General features: G+C 57.7%; 18 protein-coding genes. 11 read left to right on the forward strand and 7 right to left on the reverse strand.

Annotated elements, in window-relative coordinates; all coding sequences use genetic code 11:
• The first annotated feature begins 29 nt into the window (after positions 1-29).
• Positions 30-395, forward strand: coding sequence for a response regulator transcription factor (locus tag PSH64_RS16690; protein ID WP_105341552.1), 366 nt, complete (start codon positions 30-32; stop codon positions 393-395).
• 543 nt (positions 396-938) lie between these two features.
• Here the strand turns inward: PSH64_RS16690 and PSH64_RS16695 are convergent.
• The 6 genes from PSH64_RS16695 to hpaR all read right to left on the reverse strand — a co-directional run bounded on the left by PSH64_RS16695 (position 939) and on the right by hpaR (position 6,348).
• A complete protein-coding gene (locus tag PSH64_RS16695; RefSeq protein ID WP_305477879.1) occupies positions 939-2,348 on the reverse strand; it encodes an alginate export family protein in 1,410 nt (469 codons plus the stop codon).
• Positions 2,349-2,362: 14 nt separating this feature from the next.
• Positions 2,363-3,214, reverse strand: a complete 852-nt coding sequence (locus tag PSH64_RS16700; protein ID WP_370694480.1) for a glyoxalase — start codon at positions 3,212-3,214, stop codon at positions 2,363-2,365.
• 598 nt (positions 3,215-3,812) lie between these two features.
• Positions 3,813-4,232 (reverse strand): DoxX family protein, encoded by a 420-nt coding sequence (locus PSH64_RS16705; RefSeq protein ID WP_305477880.1) that lies wholly within the window; start codon positions 4,230-4,232, stop codon positions 3,813-3,815.
• A 200-nt stretch (positions 4,233-4,432) separates the two neighbouring features.
• Positions 4,433-4,951 carry an acyloxyacyl hydrolase gene (locus tag PSH64_RS16710; protein ID WP_105341554.1) on the reverse strand — a complete coding sequence of 173 codons (519 nt, stop codon included), beginning with the start codon at positions 4,949-4,951 and terminating at the stop codon, positions 4,433-4,435.
• A gap of 92 nt (positions 4,952-5,043) precedes the next feature.
• Positions 5,044-5,208 carry a hypothetical protein gene (locus PSH64_RS16715; RefSeq protein ID WP_305477881.1) on the reverse strand — a complete coding sequence of 55 codons (165 nt, stop codon included), beginning with the start codon at positions 5,206-5,208 and terminating at the stop codon, positions 5,044-5,046.
• 717 nt (positions 5,209-5,925) lie between these two features.
• Entirely contained in the window at positions 5,926-6,348 is a 423-nt protein-coding gene (hpaR, locus tag PSH64_RS16720; RefSeq protein ID WP_105341072.1) for a homoprotocatechuate degradation operon regulator HpaR, read from the reverse strand.
• A 258-nt stretch (positions 6,349-6,606) separates the two neighbouring features.
• On the opposite strand from hpaR, the gene PSH64_RS16725 reads away from it, so the two are divergent.
• A complete protein-coding gene (locus tag PSH64_RS16725; RefSeq protein WP_145314516.1) occupies positions 6,607-7,863 on the forward strand; it encodes an OprD family porin in 1,257 nt (418 codons plus the stop codon).
• 115 nt (positions 7,864-7,978) lie between these two features.
• Here PSH64_RS16725 and hpaA read toward each other — a convergent pair whose 3' ends face one another.
• Complete coding sequence (hpaA, locus tag PSH64_RS16730) at positions 7,979-8,881, reverse strand: 4-hydroxyphenylacetate catabolism regulatory protein HpaA (RefSeq protein ID WP_105341074.1); 903 nt, start codon at positions 8,879-8,881, stop codon at positions 7,979-7,981.
• A gap of 189 nt (positions 8,882-9,070) precedes the next feature.
• Between hpaA and PSH64_RS16735 the strand changes: the two genes are divergently transcribed.
• The 9 genes from PSH64_RS16735 (at position 9,071) to PSH64_RS16775 (ending at position 17,844) form a co-directional block, all read left to right on the forward strand.
• Entirely contained in the window at positions 9,071-9,727 is a 657-nt protein-coding gene (locus PSH64_RS16735; protein WP_105341075.1) for a fumarylacetoacetate hydrolase family protein, read from the forward strand.
• An 11-nt stretch (positions 9,728-9,738) separates the two neighbouring features.
• Entirely contained in the window at positions 9,739-10,509 is a 771-nt protein-coding gene (locus PSH64_RS16740; protein WP_105341076.1) for a fumarylacetoacetate hydrolase family protein, read from the forward strand.
• A gap of 5 nt (positions 10,510-10,514) precedes the next feature.
• Complete coding sequence (gene hpaE / locus PSH64_RS16745; protein ID WP_305477882.1) at positions 10,515-11,975, forward strand: 5-carboxymethyl-2-hydroxymuconate semialdehyde dehydrogenase; 1,461 nt, start codon at positions 10,515-10,517, stop codon at positions 11,973-11,975.
• A gap of 108 nt (positions 11,976-12,083) precedes the next feature.
• Complete coding sequence (gene hpaD / locus PSH64_RS16750; protein WP_105341078.1) at positions 12,084-12,941, forward strand: 3,4-dihydroxyphenylacetate 2,3-dioxygenase; 858 nt, start codon at positions 12,084-12,086, stop codon at positions 12,939-12,941.
• Between the two features lie 49 nt (positions 12,942-12,990).
• Positions 12,991-13,383, forward strand: coding sequence for a 5-carboxymethyl-2-hydroxymuconate isomerase (locus PSH64_RS16755; protein ID WP_305477883.1), 393 nt, complete (start codon positions 12,991-12,993; stop codon positions 13,381-13,383).
• A 49-nt stretch (positions 13,384-13,432) separates the two neighbouring features.
• Positions 13,433-14,737 carry an MFS transporter gene (locus PSH64_RS16760; RefSeq protein WP_305477884.1) on the forward strand — a complete coding sequence of 435 codons (1,305 nt, stop codon included), beginning with the start codon at positions 13,433-13,435 and terminating at the stop codon, positions 14,735-14,737.
• Positions 14,738-14,749: 12 nt separating this feature from the next.
• Positions 14,750-15,553 (forward strand): 2-oxo-hept-4-ene-1,7-dioate hydratase, encoded by an 804-nt coding sequence (hpaH, locus tag PSH64_RS16765; RefSeq protein ID WP_305477885.1) that lies wholly within the window; start codon positions 14,750-14,752, stop codon positions 15,551-15,553.
• A gap of 18 nt (positions 15,554-15,571) precedes the next feature.
• On the forward strand, positions 15,572-16,372 hold the full coding sequence (gene hpaI, locus PSH64_RS16770; protein WP_145314521.1) for a 4-hydroxy-2-oxoheptanedioate aldolase: 801 nt from the start codon (positions 15,572-15,574) through the stop codon (positions 16,370-16,372).
• A gap of 17 nt (positions 16,373-16,389) precedes the next feature.
• Positions 16,390-17,844, forward strand: a complete 1,455-nt coding sequence (locus PSH64_RS16775) for an NAD-dependent succinate-semialdehyde dehydrogenase (RefSeq protein WP_305477886.1) — start codon at positions 16,390-16,392, stop codon at positions 17,842-17,844.
• Positions 17,845-17,923 lie beyond the last annotated feature (79 nt).

Here is a 17,923-nt window from a genome sequence, read left to right on the forward strand (position 1 = left end):
GCCCTCCCCCGGAGTCATCCGCCAACCCCATGACGATCGTCTGCATTGTGGACGACGATGTGTCCGTGCGAAAAAGCCTGGCCAATCTGCTCCGCTCGGCCGGATATCAATCTCGGGTATTCGTCTCGGGTGAAGAATTCCTGTCCCTCGATAGCTTCGACGACGTCGCCTGCCTGCTGTTGGATTTGAGAATGAACGGCCTGTCGGGAATCGAGGTCATGCAAGCACTTGCGCTCATGGACAGAAAATTTCCGGTAATTTGCATGTCAGCCCATTGGGATGATGCGACATTGGCCGAATCAAGCCGCTATGACGCCACCGAGTGCCTGCGTAAACCCTTCAGCAGCGATGCGTTGTTGAGCGCTGTCGAGCTCGCGCTTCACGTTAAAGGCTAAACAGCGAGTGGCCAAAATTACCCGTGATACAGCGCTGATTACGAGCAAGCGCAGACATGCTGATGAGTGCGTGAGCCAGTCTAAGTGAAGGAGCGGCGAGATTAATCGTCGATATAGACGATTTTGCAAGGCGTGTGCGTTAGCCCTCAGCACGGATCCCGTTCACAAATACGAATCGACGAGCGTGACCCCCAATGTATCGCCGGCGTCGTGACCGACGTCTGCGTGGCCGGGGTACGGTTGCGATGCACGAACTCATGGAATCAATCCGGTCCTGCGCTTCCAGGGGGATTTATCATCATGGGAGGTGCCGGCAGAGTCGAGGCGGAGCGACCTTTCAGCCCTACTCCTGACAGGCTTGCGCCGACTCTACAGCCCGGCGTAACGCCTCAAGGGAAGGCGTCGCCGGTTGCAAGGAAAACAAGGCACTGGTGTTCTAGACCTGCGCAGAGGGGGCATCCATGCCAGGCCGGACGCCCCCCCCTTTGCGCACGATCCCCGACTTACAGCATCAGGCGAAGGCCGGTGCCAGAAGCAGTGTTGTTACCACATGAATTTGAGCTCCACGCCGAGGTAGTTACTATCGTCACCTCCGGCATCCCGTAACGTATCACCCACTGCATAGTGAACGGCCTCAACAGCACCGGACAGATTGCGGGTGAATGCATAGTCCATGCGCAATTGATCGTAGTAACCCGTCCAGCGTCCACCTTGCCCCGCCGTTCCTGCTACCGGCAGATTCGGTTGGGTATAAACCGCGTCCTCGGTGGTTTGTCGCCAGAGCATTCCCACGGCTGTCTGAATGGACAGGCCGGAGATCGGCTGTATCGTCACAGAAGGCTTGACATGGATAAGGTTGCTGTAGCCGGTGTAACCCGCCAGTGAGAAGTAGTATCCATTCGGGAACAGAGGATTGAATGTCCCTAATGTGCCATCTCCGGCATGGTGATCACCGGAAGCCGCATCGAACTGCAGGCCAAAGCGTGGCGTCCAAGGCACAGCTTTCAGGGTGTACCCCAAACGGCTGCCGCCTGCCCAGGCGCGGATATCTTTGGAACCTACCGTACCGGTCTGAACCATCGCTTCCACATCCCAATCGTATGCCCCTTCGGCTCCCGCGGTGCGCGCATCGAAGATGTGCCGGGTTTCATCACCCTCTGCGTCGAGATAACTCGCGCCACGTTCTTCGTACAAGCCGTAGTAGGCCGACAGCTCGTCTTTATTGTTAAGCTGACGCTCGACCCTGAGCATATGGAACGCGACGTCGGAATTGGACTTGTCGTCGAAGTGACGGCCATCCAGGTACTGGACAGGATGACTGGCGATGCCAATGAGTCGCCAATTGCTCGTCTCCCAGTCCGCCCAAACGGCATCGAAGGACTGCCGGACGTTTGGTCCATCCCGCGAAGAAATAAAGCGCTGCAAGTCGAAGGCGAAATCCTGACGCCCCACGCGCGTCTTGAAAGTGTGATCGGCGGTCTGGTCGACGTACTCGACAAAAGCCAGTCGCATATCCAGGTGGTTCTGGTCTGCGCCGCCTACGGTTGTCTTATCGAAGGCGCGAGCATCTTCCAGTTCGGTGAATACGCGCCAGTGTTCGTTCAAATGCAAATCGGCATGCACTTGCAGTCGCTGAATCAGCCACGAGTCGCGTGACCGGTTGCCTATGCCAAATCCATTGGCATCGTTGGACTCAAACCGCTCACGAAGCGTCGTGCCGAACGATACATAACGTTGCGGATCATCATCCGACAGCGATATGTATTTGAGACTATCCAGAGGCTCGGTTCTCAACGAAGGGTTTTGAAGGACTGACCAGTCCTCCTGCCAACGGTTGGTTTTAAGCACAGGGCGTTCAGTCTGATCGGCGGCGAAACCGCTGGAAACTCCCAGCGGCCACAGCACGGCCAGAGCCCAAGCACACCCGTTATGCAAAGGACGTCGGCTCTTCATATGCGCCCCTCTGATTACTGCGTCACGACTAGTTGGTGTATTTCGGCAACATACCCACCAGGGAATGCCACCAAAGCGGATTGGCGACCAGGTTCTGCTTTAAGGTCTACCAACAGTTGTGCGCCGGAATTCTTGGCTTTGGAGAGGGTGGCTGCCAGGTCGCCAACTTCGTAACCGGTCGTTTCACGGCCGTAGGGGTAAGGCAGGTGCCCATCAGTCACGAACACCACCATCTTGCCGAAATCGGATTCCAGTTTTACGCGGCGGATGGTCTTTCCAGGCTCTCCAACCACAGCGCCGTCGAGATGTTTCTCATCGGCCACGACTTTGCCGTGGGAGAAACCCGTGAAACCTTTGATGAAGGCATCGGCACGTTGCTCAGAGACATACACACGGTTTTCAGGGATTGTCTGAAACGGTGCGTAATTCGGCGCCTTGTCGTGCCAGTAGAGCTGCATATTCACGCCGCCTGGCCATTGCACCACCGCATCGCGACCGATCGGATCGGGGAAGTCATGCACGATCACATCAGCGCCATTCTTCTTGGCTTCGGCGATCGCGACATCCATATCCTTCACGAGATAGCCATTACGCTCGGCGCCAAAAGGGTAAGGGACAGGCGTGGTAAAGCCGAAAAGCGACACGCTACCGACTGGCGTCTGTACCAGTTGCGAAGTAGTGCTACTGGGAACGGGCAACACATTGACCACGACCTGCGGAGTGCTCTTGCCACCAAAGGTGGCCACGAAGCTTTTAACAAAACTATCAACGTCGCTTGGGGCAACGTAGACATGACTGGTGTCGTACTGGGCTGCGACAGCCACGGCTGGGTTGGTTGCCGCCTGCGCAGAGAGGGAAGCGGCCATTCCAAGAATGACAGCCAGAGGAAACTGCTTGAATGAATGTTTCATGAGAAGCCCTTGATGAGTTGAGAAACGCGACACCGTCGAATAGCAACGCCGCCGTTCAGTAAGCGTATGAAGCGGGGATAGATGGTCGATAGGATCTATGTGCGCAGAAACATGAAACTAAATTCATTTAACCATGGCGATATTCCAATCCAGCTCTCAGCCATCACTTCCCTGTTGAACCGCCAGGGAACTTTTGACGCCCATTTGGAAGGGACTATTGAAAGAATGGCGCTGTTGTCTCACCGAACGTCAATTCGCAAGCCAGCACGCACGGCGAGAATAATCAAACAAGTAACCAGACCCGCAACACAACGCGCAACGGTCAAGTTACTTGTCACCTGATTGTAGATGTTCGTTGAAAGCAGGACTCCACAAAATATCTGTTTGTATTTGGGAGCTATTTAGAAAGACAGGAGTCGGCACTGTCTTCCCAGGCCGAAGCCCACACTTGACCCATGAGACGGACTTGCCAATTTGCAGACCTGATTCGCTCAAAAAAACCGCCGAAGTCCTTTCCAGCGGAAACGATCGATCAGTGCAGGCCGCAATGCAATCAGCGAGCGAGAGCAAATGCCTTGCGGCGCGCAAGAAAAACGTCGAGGCTCAACATCCCTCCACCAAAGGCCGCAACTTGCAGTAGACCGCCAGCGATCGAGATGTTTTTGAAGAAGTTGACGAACTGCGCCTGGTCAGCCAGTGAGTTGTGGAAAGCAACAGCGGTAACCACGGTGAACACTGCCATGACTGCTGCGACTAAACGGGTACGGACACCCAGGACCAGCAATGACGCCAAGCCCAGCTCTACGCCCAGTGCCCCCAAGTAGGCCAGTTTTGGAAACGGCATCCCACTAGACTCGATGTAGGCAATAGTGGCTGCCGGGCCTGTCAACTTCGAAAAGCCGCTCAACAGGAACAGGGCCGCCAGCAGAAGGCGGCCAATAGCTGCGGTGATATCTTTGCTTGTGATATTCATTTGGAAATCTCTACGTCAGTTTCGGGCGGCCCCGTTTGGGGGTATTGGTGAAGCTCCAGGTGGAACTTAAATTAAGATAATTCAGCACAATCGGACTTTTGCTTCGTATTTCTCAACAGTGATACGCACCGGTCTAAAGCAGGACCTCCTCCATTCCAATACTCAGCGGTGCCAGCGCAGCGAAGAGGCAAGTACAACAATCAAAATTGATGGGCGTAAAATAAGGAATACGATTCAACGCCGTCATTAGGCTGCGCGAGGCCCGCATTGGAATAATGAATGACGCGAACACCGAGTCTTTGAGACTCTCCTATTTTCAAACCTGCACCAAGACGATCCTCAAAGTTGAACACGGAGCCCATCTTCCGGTCACCTACGCCAGTACCGGAAAACAGCGATGCACCGATACCCGCTTCGATAAAGGGTCTGTAGAAGCCATCTCCAATAACGTATTCGAATACCGGAGCGGCGGAAATAGAGTGTCTACCGCTGGCTTGATCACCGCCCTCCCAATACGTATACCCAACGTCCCAATATCCACCAAAGTGTCCGATTGAGGACTCCAACCAGCGCTTGTCCCACTCCCAACCCAAACCTGCACGGTATGTCATGTCGCCTTGGCTAGTAACGCCGACCGCTCCGGAAATCTCCGCAGCCTGACTTGAAATCGATGCGCTTGCTAACAACCCCAAAAAAATGGAAGGAAGAATTCTAGCCATTAAATATCCCTTAATCAGGTCGGTGAAGAGCACGTCGTTGCAAACGCGCACTATCAGTCGAGAGATATTTTCTTTTCGGCGGGTGACGGTGACTATGCTCCTTGTGCTGACTTAACCGGCCAGATACATGGAGCGGCCAACAGGCGACCGAAACGCACCCATGCCAAGGCTTCGGTGGCGGCGGTCACGTAGTGGAAAAAGCCGCCATGGCCGCCGCGTTGTTTCAGCGAAGGCTTGTAATCGAGTCGCTGGAGCATGCCCTCTCACGTGGAGCCAAACCCTTGGTGGAGAGATTATTCATTGAACCCTCTTCATTTTTCAGTCGACGCCCATCTCCTAAGCTAATTTCAGGATAGGTACCGAGAGAAATACTGGGTTGCTATCCGCCCAGGAAAAGCGGGAGTGCCAGCACTTGGCGCCTTTCTTATTCACGAAAAGGGCGAGGCCGTTGTAGTCAGGGAGGGTGTAGTCCTTGGACTCCGGGTTTGGCGTGTCGGACCGCGGTCTTGGTGAGAGCCATCGCACACGCCACGAGAAAACCGATCTGCCGAGCACCGGATTGATGTACTGGAAAATGTGCCCATTGGGGCTGGATCTGAGTGTTTTCAGAGGGGGCGCGCGGCAAAAGTCCAAGAAAAACTTTTCTTTGGACGAAAAAAATGGACCTCTTTTCAGAGATCCATTTTTTAATGCTTGGAGCGGGAAACGAGACTCGCATCTAGCGTCCGCCCCATTGAAATCTAAAGGTTTTTAAACATCCCCTCCGTGGGAATGGACTTATTTTTGGACTTGTTCGGAGGGGATGTCAAGAACGGGAAGAACATAACTCCAAACCGTGCTACCGAGTGCTTTCTACATCCAGCCGCAGAAGCAACCATCAGGCTGCCGGCATCAACTCCCGCGTAAGTCACGTCGCCAGCCGCGAAATCATCAGCGTCCCGTGAGGTCGGCAAGCCGGTCAAATATTGGGTCGGTCAGGGCTTGATGTTCTTCAGCTTACTGAGCAGTTCCAGCAACTGTTGAAGCTGCTCCTCACCGAACTGCTCCTGAATCTTCAGGTAATTGCTTTCCATCCCCGCACTCATGTCGACAAAACACTGCTGCCCCTGCTCGGTGAGAGCAACGAACACCCGGCGCTGATCTTCCGACGACTTCCTGCGACGGACGATACCGTCGCGCTCCAGTCGAGACAGAACACCGGTCATGCTCGGCTTGAGGATGCATGCCAGATGAGCCAGCTGATGGCTTTCCAGTTCGCCGTGCTGACGCAGGATACGAATCACCCGCCACTGCTGCTCAGTCAGATCATGTTCATTGAGCAACGGCCGGAAAAATGCCATGGCCGCTTCGCGGGCCTGCAACAAGGTGAGCGTAAGGGACGGTCTGGGGGTCGGCATGGTTCACGCGGAATAAAGAGGTCGAAGCGTCAAAGCTTAGAGTCGGCACAGAGTGCATGCAACATCCCCTCTACACCAGGTCATTAATTTATAAACAAATTACCGATCTCAGATAAAAAAATAATCGTTTTTACCCCAGTGCGTTACTGAAAAAACTGGAAAACACGCTACACAAATAAACGATAAGATGTTAACAATATATCACCCCTTACCGAATAGGGGGTGATACCTACAAAAACAACAAAAGGAAACCCCCTCATGCATTCGTGCCTCCTTCACACGGCGGCAAGCGCTGCCCTGTGCGCCTCGTTTAGCCCGTTTAGCGCTCACGCCGACTTTGTCCAGGACAGTAAAGCCAGCCTGGACCTGCGCAATTTCTACATGAACCGGGACTTTCGTCAGAGCAACGCACCACAGAACAAAGCCGAAGAGTGGGCCCAGGGTTTTGTATTACGCATGGAGTCGGGCTACACCGAAGGCATGGTCGGTTTCGGTGTCGATGCCTTGGGCGAACTCGGAGTGAAACTTGACTCCAGTCGCGATCGTCGCGGCACCGGGTTGCTGCCCTTTGGCGTCAGTCAGCAACCAGAGGACAGCTACAGCGAACTGGGCTTGACCGCGAAACTGCGAACATCGAAGACTGTGCTCAAGCTCGGCACCCTGCAGCCGCAACTGCCCGTGGCCGCCTATAACGACACCCGACTGCTGCCCTCAACCTACAGCGGTGAGCTGGTCACCTCCCAGGAAGTCGACGGCCTGAGCCTGAATCTGGGCCGTCTGGAAAAGCAGAACCTGCGAGACTCCTCCAGCAATGACGAGATGAGTTACGCCGGTGTTGAAAGCAGCCATCTCGATCTGGCCGGTGGCACCTACGCGATCAATCCACACCTGGCAGCGAGCTATTATTACGCCCAGATGCAGAACATCTACAGCCAGCACTTCATCGGTCTGGTGCATGAACTGCCCTTGGCAGAAGGTGTGAACCTGCGCAGCGATCTGCGCTATTTCGATACTCGTGAACAAGGCAGCCATGAATTGCGCAGTCCATCCAGGGTCGATGGCGGCAAGATCGACAACCGTTTTTTCAACGGCATGGTGAGCCTGTCGATGGGTGCCCATAAATTTGGTCTGGGGTACCAGAACCTCTCCGGTGACGGCGACTTCGCCTTTCCGGGCCTGGACCCTTATTCAGTCAACCTGGTGACCATCAACGTCTTCACCAAGGCCGAGACCGACGCCTGGCAGGCGCGTTACGACTACAACTTCGCGGCCCTGGGCCTGCCTGGGCTGACCTTCATGACTCGCTATGTCGACGGCTCCCATGTGCAGACCTCCACCGTGCGTAACGGTCGGGAATGGGAGCGTGACACCGACCTGGTTTACACGGTGCAGAGTGGTCCGCTGAAGAACGTCAATGTGCGGCTACGCAACGCCACTCTGCGTTCAAGCAACGGCCTGATCAGCGATATAGACGAAAACCGGATCATCATCGGCTACAGCCTGGCCTTGTGGTGAGCAGCTCATGAAAAGTGCAAGCGGTTCCCTGTAAAAGCCATTTTTCAGGGCACTGGCTGCGACCATGATTGCTCAACAGACACTCGACGCCTATCGAGAAGCAAACATGGCTACCTCACCGCAAACCCGATTGTCGCTGGCGATACTCGCCTGGTGTCATCTGCGCATAACGCTGGAAGAATCGACTGAAATAGGCCGGGTCCTTGAAGCCCAGCTGGTAGCAAATCTCATTGGCCGAACCGCCGGTGAACAGCAACAGGCGCTTGGCTTCCTGCATCAGTCGTTCGAGGATCAGCCGTTTCGACGGCAAGTCGGCAATGCGTCGGCAGACGTCATTGAGCCGTGCCTCGGTAACACCAATGCCGTCGGCATAGCGCGACAGTGGCCAGTGCTGCAGGTAATGGTCTTCGATCAACTCGTTGAAGCGATGGAAAATCCGCAAGTCTTCCTGGCGTGCCGGGCGGGCTTCCAGGGAGTTGGCGCAGAGTCTGAGCAGGCTGATCATGATCAGGCGCGTCAGGCTGTCCAGCGCCGAACTCCGTCCCGCCCCAGTGGCATTGATCTCGCTGCACAGTTCCTCGAACAGAAACTCCAGTCTTCTGACCTCGGGCTGGAATTGTGGCTCCAGCCGCGCCAGCGCGACGCAAGCTGCCGGCAACTGCGAGCCGGGCACCAGACTCGGGTCGGCATCGATCAACTGCCAGACCAGTTGCTGGCGCACCGTCAGCACGTGCCCGTCGGCGTCCGCTTCGGTGACGAAGGAATGGGCCACCGTCGGTGGCGTGAGGAAAAACATCGGTCCCGACTCGAGGTACTGCTGGTCATCCAGATAGACCCGCACCGCGCCGCTCTTCACGTAATGCACCTGGAAGAACCGGTCGTGTCGATGCACCGGCATGTTGCGGCCGAAGAATTCCGCCAGGTTGCCAAGTTTGTCGTAATGCACTTCGGCATCGCTGTAGCGCTGGTCGTAGACCTGGCCGATGTTGATGTTGGGGATCGGCTGACGATCGATCATCGCTGGATTCTCTTTCTTATTGGGGTATTGGCCGTGCAAGGGCTTTCATCCTGCGCCGGTTTGCGGCGACTGACCACTGCCCGAAGATTTTGCCACGCTTGACGATAGTTAACATATTAATTATAACGTTAACAGGTTAACGAATATTTCACGGAGCAGTCACTGCCCCGCCACTGCCAGGAGAAAAGCATGAGCCGTGCCCTGCATGATGTTGCGAACGGCACCTTGTTCGGCGTTGCGCTGAACTATCAGGGGTTGCTGAACCAACGTATCGCTGAATTCGAACAAGCGCCTTACCAGAAACCACCGGTCAAACCGGTGCTGTTCATCAAGACGCCCAATACCCGCAATGGCCATGACCGCGCCGTGGTTCATCCGCAAGGTGAACGCCTGCAACCGGGTCCTGCACTCGGCGTGGTAATTGGTAAAAACGCCAGCCGGGTCAGCGTTGAAAATGCGCTGGAGCATGTGGCCGGCTACACCATCGTCAATGAGTTCAGCCTGCCGGAGGACAGTTATTACCGTCCAGCGGTTAAAGCCAAGTGCCGCGACGGCTTCTGCTCGCTGGGCCCGGAACTGGTGGCCCGTGATCAGGTCGCTAACCCGCATCAGCTCAGCCTGAAACTGTTCGTCAACGGCGAATTGCGCCAGCAAAACTCCACCGCCAACTTCGTGCGCAATATCCCTCGGCTGATTGCCGAGATCAGCGAATTCATGACCCTCCACGAAGGCGATGTGTTGATTACTGGCACACCTGAAGGCCGTGTCGATGTCCTGCCCGGCGACACCGTCGAAGTCGAAATAAGCGGCCTTGGCCGCCTCGTCAACCACATCGTGGCCGAGTAACAGGAGCTTCCATGAAACACGCCCGTATCCGCTTTGAAGGCGAAGTCCACCTCGTCCATGTCGAAGAGCAAAATGCCGTGCGCCTGGCCGACGGCCGCTTGCTGGCCGAAGACCAGGTGCAATGGTTGCCACCGGCCACCGGCAGCATGTTCGCCCTGGGCCTGAACTATGCCGACCATGCCGCCGAACTGGCTTTCAAGCCACCGACCGAACCGCTGGCATTCATCAAATCCCCCGGCACCTACACCGGCCACAAACAAACCACCTGGCGTCCGGATAACGTCGCCTATATGCACTATGAGTGTGAACTGGTGGCCGTCATCGGCAAGCCGGCACGCAACGTCAAACGTGAAAATGCCCTGGAATACCTGGCCGGCTACACGGTGTGCAACGACTACGCGATCCGTGACTACCTGGAAAATTATTACCGGCCCAACCTGCGGGTGAAGAACCGTGATGCCACGACGCCCGTCGGCCCGTGGGTCGTCGACGTCGCCGACGTTCCTGACCCGAGCAACCTGAAGCTGCGCACCTGGATCAATGGTGAACTGCGCCAGGAAGGCAGCACCAAGGACATGATTTTCGACATCCCTTACCTGATCGAATACCTGTCCAGCTTCATGACCTTGCAACCCGGCGACATGATCGCAACGGGCACGCCGGAAGGTCTGGCCGATGTGGTGCCAGGTGATGAAGTGATTGTGGAAGTGGAAGGCGTGGGTCGCCTGGTCAATCGAATTGTCAGCGAAGCGGAATTCTTCTCCGCCCGTAACGAGGCTTGAGCAACATGATCAAACACTGGATCAACGGCCGCGAGGTCGAAAGCAAAGACACCTTCGTCAATTACAACCCGGCTACCGGCGACCCCATTGGTGAAGTCGCCAGCGGCGGCGCCGAGGAAGTGTCTCAGGCAGTGGCCGCCGCCAAGGAAGCCTTCCCGAAATGGGCAGCGACCCCGGCCAAGGAGCGCGCAAAGCTGATGCGCAAGCTCGGCGAACTGATCGAGCAGAACGTACCGCATCTGGCCGAACTGGAAACCCTCGACACTGGCCTGCCGATCCATCAGACCAAGAACGTTTTGATTCCACGCGCTTCGCACAACTTCGATTTTTTCGCCGAAGTCTGCACTCGCATGGACGGTCACAGTTACCCGGTGGACGACCAGATGCTCAACTACACCCTGTACCAGCCGGTGGGTGTCTGCGCTCTGGTATCACCGTGGAACGTGCCGTTCATGACGGCGACCTGGAAGACCGCTCCGTGCCTGGCATTGGGTAACACCGCAGTATTGAAGATGTCCGAGCTGTCACCGCTGACGGCCAATGAACTCGGTCGTCTGGCCGTCGAAGCCGGTATTCCCAAGGGCGTGCTCAACGTCATCCAGGGCTACGGCGCCACCGCCGGTGACGCGCTGGTTCGCCACCCGGATGTACGTGCGATTTCCTTCACTGGCGGTACCGCCACCGGCAAGAAAATCATGCAGACCGCCGGCCTGAAAAAGTACTCCATGGAACTGGGCGGCAAGTCGCCGGTGCTGATCTTCGAAGACGCGGATCTTGAGCGCGCCCTCGATGCTGCGTTGTTCACCATCTTCTCGCTTAACGGTGAACGCTGCACCGCCGGCAGCCGGATTTTCATCCAGGAAAGCGTCTACCCGCAGTTTGTCGCCGAGTTTGCCGCTCGCGCCAAACGTCTGATCGTCGGTGACCCGCAGGACCCGAAAACCCAGGTCGGCTCGATGATCACCCAGGCCCATTACGACAAGGTCACCGGCTACATCAAGATCGGGATCGAAGAAGGCGCCACCCTCCTCGCCGGTGGTCTGGAGCGTCCGGCCAACCTGCCGGAACACTTGAGTCGCGGGCAGTTCATTCAGCCGACGGTGTTCGCTGATGTGAATAACAAAATGCGCATCGCCCAGGAAGAAATCTTCGGCCCGGTGGTATGCCTGATCCCGTTCAAGGACGAAGCCGAAGCCCTGCAACTGGCCAACGATACCGAGTACGGCCTGGCGTCTTACATCTGGACCCAGGACATCGGCAAAGCGCATCGTCTGGCCTATGGTATCGAAGCCGGCATGGTCTTCATCAACAGCCAGAACGTGCGCGATTTGCGTCAGCCGTTCGGCGGTGTGAAAGGCTCCGGCACCGGTCGTGAAGGCGGCCAGTACAGCTTCGAAGTGTTCGCCGAAATCAAGAACGTTTGTATCTCTATGGGCAGTCATCACATTCCGCGTTGGGGCATCTAGACCGCCGGTAAGGGTTGTCGAAGGCTGTGATGGGTCGCGCATCGGCCCATCGCAGAAGTCGACCTCCACCTGACTGAGTCAAACAACAACAATTTCAGGAGAATTATCATGGGCGAAGTCGTCCTGGCCGCGAAGATCTGCCACGTACCTTCAATGTACCTGTCGGAACTGCCCGGCAAGCATCACGGGTGTCGCGAAGCGGCGATTGCCGGGCACAAGGAAATCGGACGTCGAGCCCGCGAGCTGGGTGCCGATACCGCCGTGGTGTTTGACGTGCACTGGCTGGTCAACAGCGGCTATCACGTCAACTCCGGCGAGCATTTCAAGGGCATCTACACCAGCAACGAACTGCCGCACTTCATCAAGAACATGGAATACGAGTACCCAGGCTGCCCGGAACTGGGCGAGCTGATCGCGGCCGAAGCCAATCTGGCCGGCGTGCGCACTATGGCTCACAACATCCCGAGCCTGGAACTGGAATACGGCACGCTGGTGCCGATGCGCTACATGCACATGGGCGTCCCCGACGAGCAGAAGTTCAACGTGATTTCCATAGCAGCCTGGTGTGCCTGGCACCTTCTGGAAGACAGCTTTGCCTTTGGCGCAGCAGTGCGTCGAGCCATCGAAAAGAGCGACCGCAAGGTGCTGGTACTGGCCTCGGGTTCGCTGTCCCACCGTTTCTCCGACGACCGCGAAGCCGAAGCCAACATCCATAACTGGACCCGCGAATTCGACAAGCAGATGGACCTGCACGTGGTCGAGATGTGGAAGCAAGGCCGCTTCAAGGAGTTTTGCGCGATGCTCCCGGACTACGCCGAGCATTGCTTCGGCGAAGGCAAGATGCACGACACCGCGATGCTCCTCGGACTGCTGGGCGGGCCTGAATACAACAAACCTGCCGAGATCATCACTTCGCCGTTCGGCAGTTCCGGCACCGGCCAGATCAACGCCATTTTCCCCCTCTGACACTCGCTCGCGGGCAGCCTGCAGGTTGCTCGCGGCCAGGGAGACGCACATGCCGCATTTCATCGCCGAATACACCGACAACATCGAGCAGCAGGCGGACTTGCCCGCGCTGTTCGAAAAGGTTCACGCCATCCTGGAAGACAGCGGCGTATTTCCCCTGGGCGGCATCCGCAGTCGTGGTGTACGCCTGGACACCTGGCGCATGGCCGACGGCAAGCACGATTACGCCTTCGTCCATATGACTCTCAAGGTCGGTCACGGACGGGATCTGCCGACCCGGCAGACAGTCGCCGAAACGCTGTTCAAGGTGATCACCGAGCACTTCGCCGAGCTGCAGTCGCAACGCTTGCTGGCGCTGTCGTTCGAAATGATCGAACTGCACCCCGAACTCAATTTCAAGCAGAACAACGTACATGCCTTCTTGAAGAACCAGGCGGGCTGATTCACGCCCTCCTTCCGCCAACGGCCACTCAAACAAAAAGTACAACATCATGAGCACAGCCAATACCGCTGACAGCATCACCCTTGCCAAGCACGATCGAACCCACAGCACCGTTACCTGGCGCCTGATGCCATTGCTGTTGATCTGTTACCTGTTCGCCCATCTGGACCGGATCAACATCGGCTTCGCCAAGATGCAGATGAGTACCGATCTGCACTTCAGCGATACGGTCTACGGTTTCGGAGCCGGACTGTTCTTCATTGCCTACGCGCTGTTCGGCGTACCAAGCAACATGGCCCTGGACCAGGTCGGGCCACGGCGCTGGATCGCCAGTCTGATGGTGGTCTGGGGCATGCTTTCCACCAGCATGTTGTGGGTCGAAAGCTCCAGCGGTTTCTATGTCCTGCGCTTTCTGCTGGGGGTGGCCGAAGCCGGTTTCTTTCCCGGGATCCTGGTGTTTCTCAACCGCTGGTACCCGGCCCGGCGCCGGGCTCAAGTCACCGCGCTGTTCGCCATCGCCGTGCCGATGGCCGGGGTGATCGGCGGACCGCTGTCCGGTGCGATTCTCGAAAACCTCCATGACTTCGGTGGGCTGCGCGGCTGGCAGTGGATGTTCCTGATCGAAGGTGCGCCAGTGGTCCTGCTGGGTCTGGTGGTTCTCAAGTGCCTTCCGGATAACTTCGAAGTCGTGAAGTGGCTCAACCCCGCGCAGAAACAACAACTGCGCGCGCAATTGAACAGCGAAGAACAACGTAAATCCATCACCTCCTTCGGCGGCATTGTGCGCGACCCGCAGGTCTGGCTGCTGGTGGCGATTTATTTCGCGGTGATGCTAGCGGTCAATACCCTGGCGTTCTGGATGCCGACCCTGATTCACGGCGCCGGCATCGGCCGCGACAGCCAGATCGGCCTGCTCAGTGCCGTGCCCTATCTGGCCGGCTGCTTCTTCATGATCGGTTGTGGACGCTCATCGGACCGTAACCGTGAACGCCGTTGGCACTTGTGTGTGCCGCTGCTGATGGCCGCCGCCGGTATTGCCTTGGCGGGACTGGCACCGGGTAACCCGTTGTTGGTGATGGGCGGCTTGACCATTGCAGGCATGGGCGCCAGCGCCGCGTTGCCGATGTTCTGGCAACTGCCGCCAGCCTTTCTCTCCAACGGCACCCAGGCCGCTGGCATCGCGATGATCAGTTCATTTGGCAGCATCGCATCGTTTCTCGCCCCTTACCTGATCGGCTGGATGCGCGACACAACTCAGAGTGCCAGCCTGGCCCTGTATGTCCTTGCACTGTTTATCGCCCTTGGCGGCTTTCTGGTCCTTCGTACCCACGCGGCCATCGTCAACCCACAGTAAGAGATCTTTGTCATGCTCGATCAACAGCAAATCCTGCAAGCCGCCGCACAACTGGACCGGGCCGAACGCTCCAGGGAGCAGATCCGGCAATTTTCCCTCGAATACCCGGCTATCACGATCGAGGACGCCTACGCCATCCAGCGCGCCTGGGTTGCACAAAAAATCAAGGACGGGCGCAAGCTGGTCGGGCACAAGATCGGTCTGACCTCTCGGGCCATGCAAGTATCCTCGAACATCACCGAGCCGGATTTTGGTGCCCTGCTCGATGACATGCTCTTCGAGGAAGGCACGGACATTCCTTTCGAACGCTTTATCGTGCCGCGCGTAGAAGTGGAGCTGGCGTTCATTCTTGGCAAGCCGCTCAAAGGTCCGAACTGCACGATCTTCGACGTGCTCGACGCCACAGAGTGGGTGATCCCGGCACTTGAGATCATCGACGCCCGCATTCAGCAAATCGACCCGCAGACCAAAGCGACGCGCAAGGTCTTCGACACCATTTCCGACAACGCTGCCAACGCTGGTGTGGTCATGGGAGGTCGTGCGGTGCGGCCAACCGAGATCGACCTGCGCAAGGTGCCGGCGGTGTTGTACCGCAACGGCGTGATCGAGGAGTCTGGGGTTTCCGCAGCGGTGCTTAACCACCCTGCGAAGGGCGTGGCCTGGCTTGCGAACAAGCTGGCCGCATACGACGTCACCCTGGAAGCGGGGCAGATCATTCTCGGAGGCTCCTTCACCCGTCCTGTGACGGCCAACCCCGGCGATACCTTCCATGTCGATTACGACATGCTGGGTTCCATCTCCTGCCGCTTCGTCTGATCCCTGGAGAACCGTTCTATGGAAATGCCCATCAACCGCTTCAAGCAACGCCTGAAAAGCGGCGAAGCACAGATAGGTCTCTGGCTCGGTCTGGCCGATGCCTATTGTGCCGAGCTGGCGGCGAATGCCGGTTTCGATTGGCTACTGATCGACGGCGAACATGCGCCCAATGACCTGCGCGGCATGCTCAGCCAGTTGCAAGCCGTCGCGCCCTACCCAAGCCAGGCGATCATCCGCCCGGTGATCGGCGATACCACGCTGATCAAACAGGTGCTGGATATCGGCGCCCAGACCCTGCTGGTCCCGATGGTCGAAAGTGCTGAGCAGGCACGAGAACTGGTGCGCGCGATTCACTACCCGCCCCAGGGTATACGCGGTGTTGGCAGTGCGCTGGCCCGTGCTTCGCGCTGGAACAGCATTCCCGGCTACCTCGATCAGGCCGATGCGCAGATGTGCCTGCTGGTGCAGATCGAGAACCGCGAAGGCCTGGCCAACCTGGATGCCATCGCATCTACAGAAGGTGTCGACGGGGTCTTTATCGGGCCGGCAGATTTGAGCGCATCCATGGGCCATCGCGGCAATCCGGGCCATCCTGAGGTGCAGGCGGCCATCGAGGACGCCATTGTGCGAATTCAGAAAGCTGGCAAGGCCGCAGGCATTCTCAGTGCTGACGAGACACTTGCCCGGCGCTATATCGAGCTGGGCGCAGCGTTTGTTGCAGTCGGTGTCGACACCACGGTGCTGATGCGCGGCCTGCAATCCCTCGCTGGCAAATTCAAAGATGCCCCGGTGCCCACCAGCTCCGGCGGCGTGTACTGATTTTTTCGAGAAGTCCGATGAAACTTGATGATTTGCAACTGCTGCGCGAACAGGCTTATGTCAATGGCCAATGGATCGAAGCCGATGACGGCACACGTTTCGCGGTGACCAACCCGGCGGATGGCGAAACCATCGCCCAAGTCAGCTCCCTCGGCCAGGCCGAAACCACCCGCGCCATCGCTGCGGCCCAGGCGGCCCTGCCCGCCTGGCGTGGTAAGACCGCCAAGGAGCGCAGCAACGTATTGCGCACATGGTTCGAGCTGATCATGGCCAATCAGGAAGACCTGGCCCGCCTGCTCAGTTGGGAACAAGGCAAGCCACTGGCCGAGAGTCGCGGCGAAGTGGCTTATGGCGCGAGCTTTATCGAGTGGTTCGCCGAAGAGGCCAAACGGGTCTACGGCGATGTAATTCCTCACGACAAACAAGGCCGGCGGCTGGTGGTGATCAAACAGGCCATCGGGGTGGTGGCGGCCATCACGCCATGGAATTTCCCCAATGCAATGATCACCCGCAAGGTCGGTCCGGCGCTGGCCGCTGGCTGTACCGTGGTGCTCAAACCAGCGTCGGAAACCCCACTGTCGGCCCTGGCCCTGGCTGAACTCGGCGAACGCGCCGGTATTCCGGCCGGGGTGCTGAATGTGGTCACCGGCACCCGCTCACGGGAAATCGGTGCCGAGCTGACGGGGAACCCGGCGGTGCAGAAACTCTCGTTCACAGGCTCCACCGGTATCGGCAAATTGCTGATGGCCCAATGTGCGCAAACCATCAAGAAAGTCAGCCTGGAACTGGGCGGCAACGCGCCCTTTATCGTCTTCGAAGACGCCGACCTGGATGCCGCGGTGGAAGGTGCTATCGGCTCGAAATTCCGCAACAGCGGCCAGACCTGTGTCTGCACCAACCGCTTGCTGGTGCAGAACAGTGTCTATGACGAGTTTGCCCGCCGCCTGGTACTGGCGGTCAACGCCCTCAAGGTCGCCCGGGCCGAGACCGAAGGCGCGCAACAAGGGCCGCTGATCAACGCCAAGGCCGTGGCCAAGGTCGAGGAACATATCAGCGACGCGCTGGCCAAGGGCGCCACGCTGCTGGCCGGCGGCAAACCCCATGCGCTGGGCGGCAACTTCTTCGAACCCACGGTGCTCGGCGACGTCACCCCGGCCATGCTGGTGGCCCGGGATGAGACCTTCGGCCCGCTGGCACCGCTGTTCCGTTTCGACACCGAATCCGAGGCAATCGCCATGGCCAACGACACCGAGTTCGGTCTGGCGTCCTATGTCTACACTCGCGACCTGGGCCGCGCCTGGCGCGTCAGCGAAGCGCTGGAGTACGGCATGGTCGGAGTCAACGAAGGGCTGATCTCCACCGAAGTGGCGCCGTTTGGCGGGATCAAGCAGTCAGGATTGGGCCGTGAAGGTTCGAAATACGGGATCGATGATTACATCGAGCAGAAGTACATGTGCCTGAGTATCAAATAAGTCGGTTGGCCTGCGTCAGGTATGTAAAACACAGCGGATCTCGTGTGTGGGCTTGTTCGCGATAGCGGTGGATCCGTCG

The sequence above is a fragment of the Pseudomonas sp. FP1742 genome, assembly GCF_030687145.1.
In the GTDB taxonomy this organism is placed as follows: Bacteria; Pseudomonadota; Gammaproteobacteria; order Pseudomonadales; family Pseudomonadaceae; genus Aquipseudomonas; species Aquipseudomonas frederiksbergensis_D.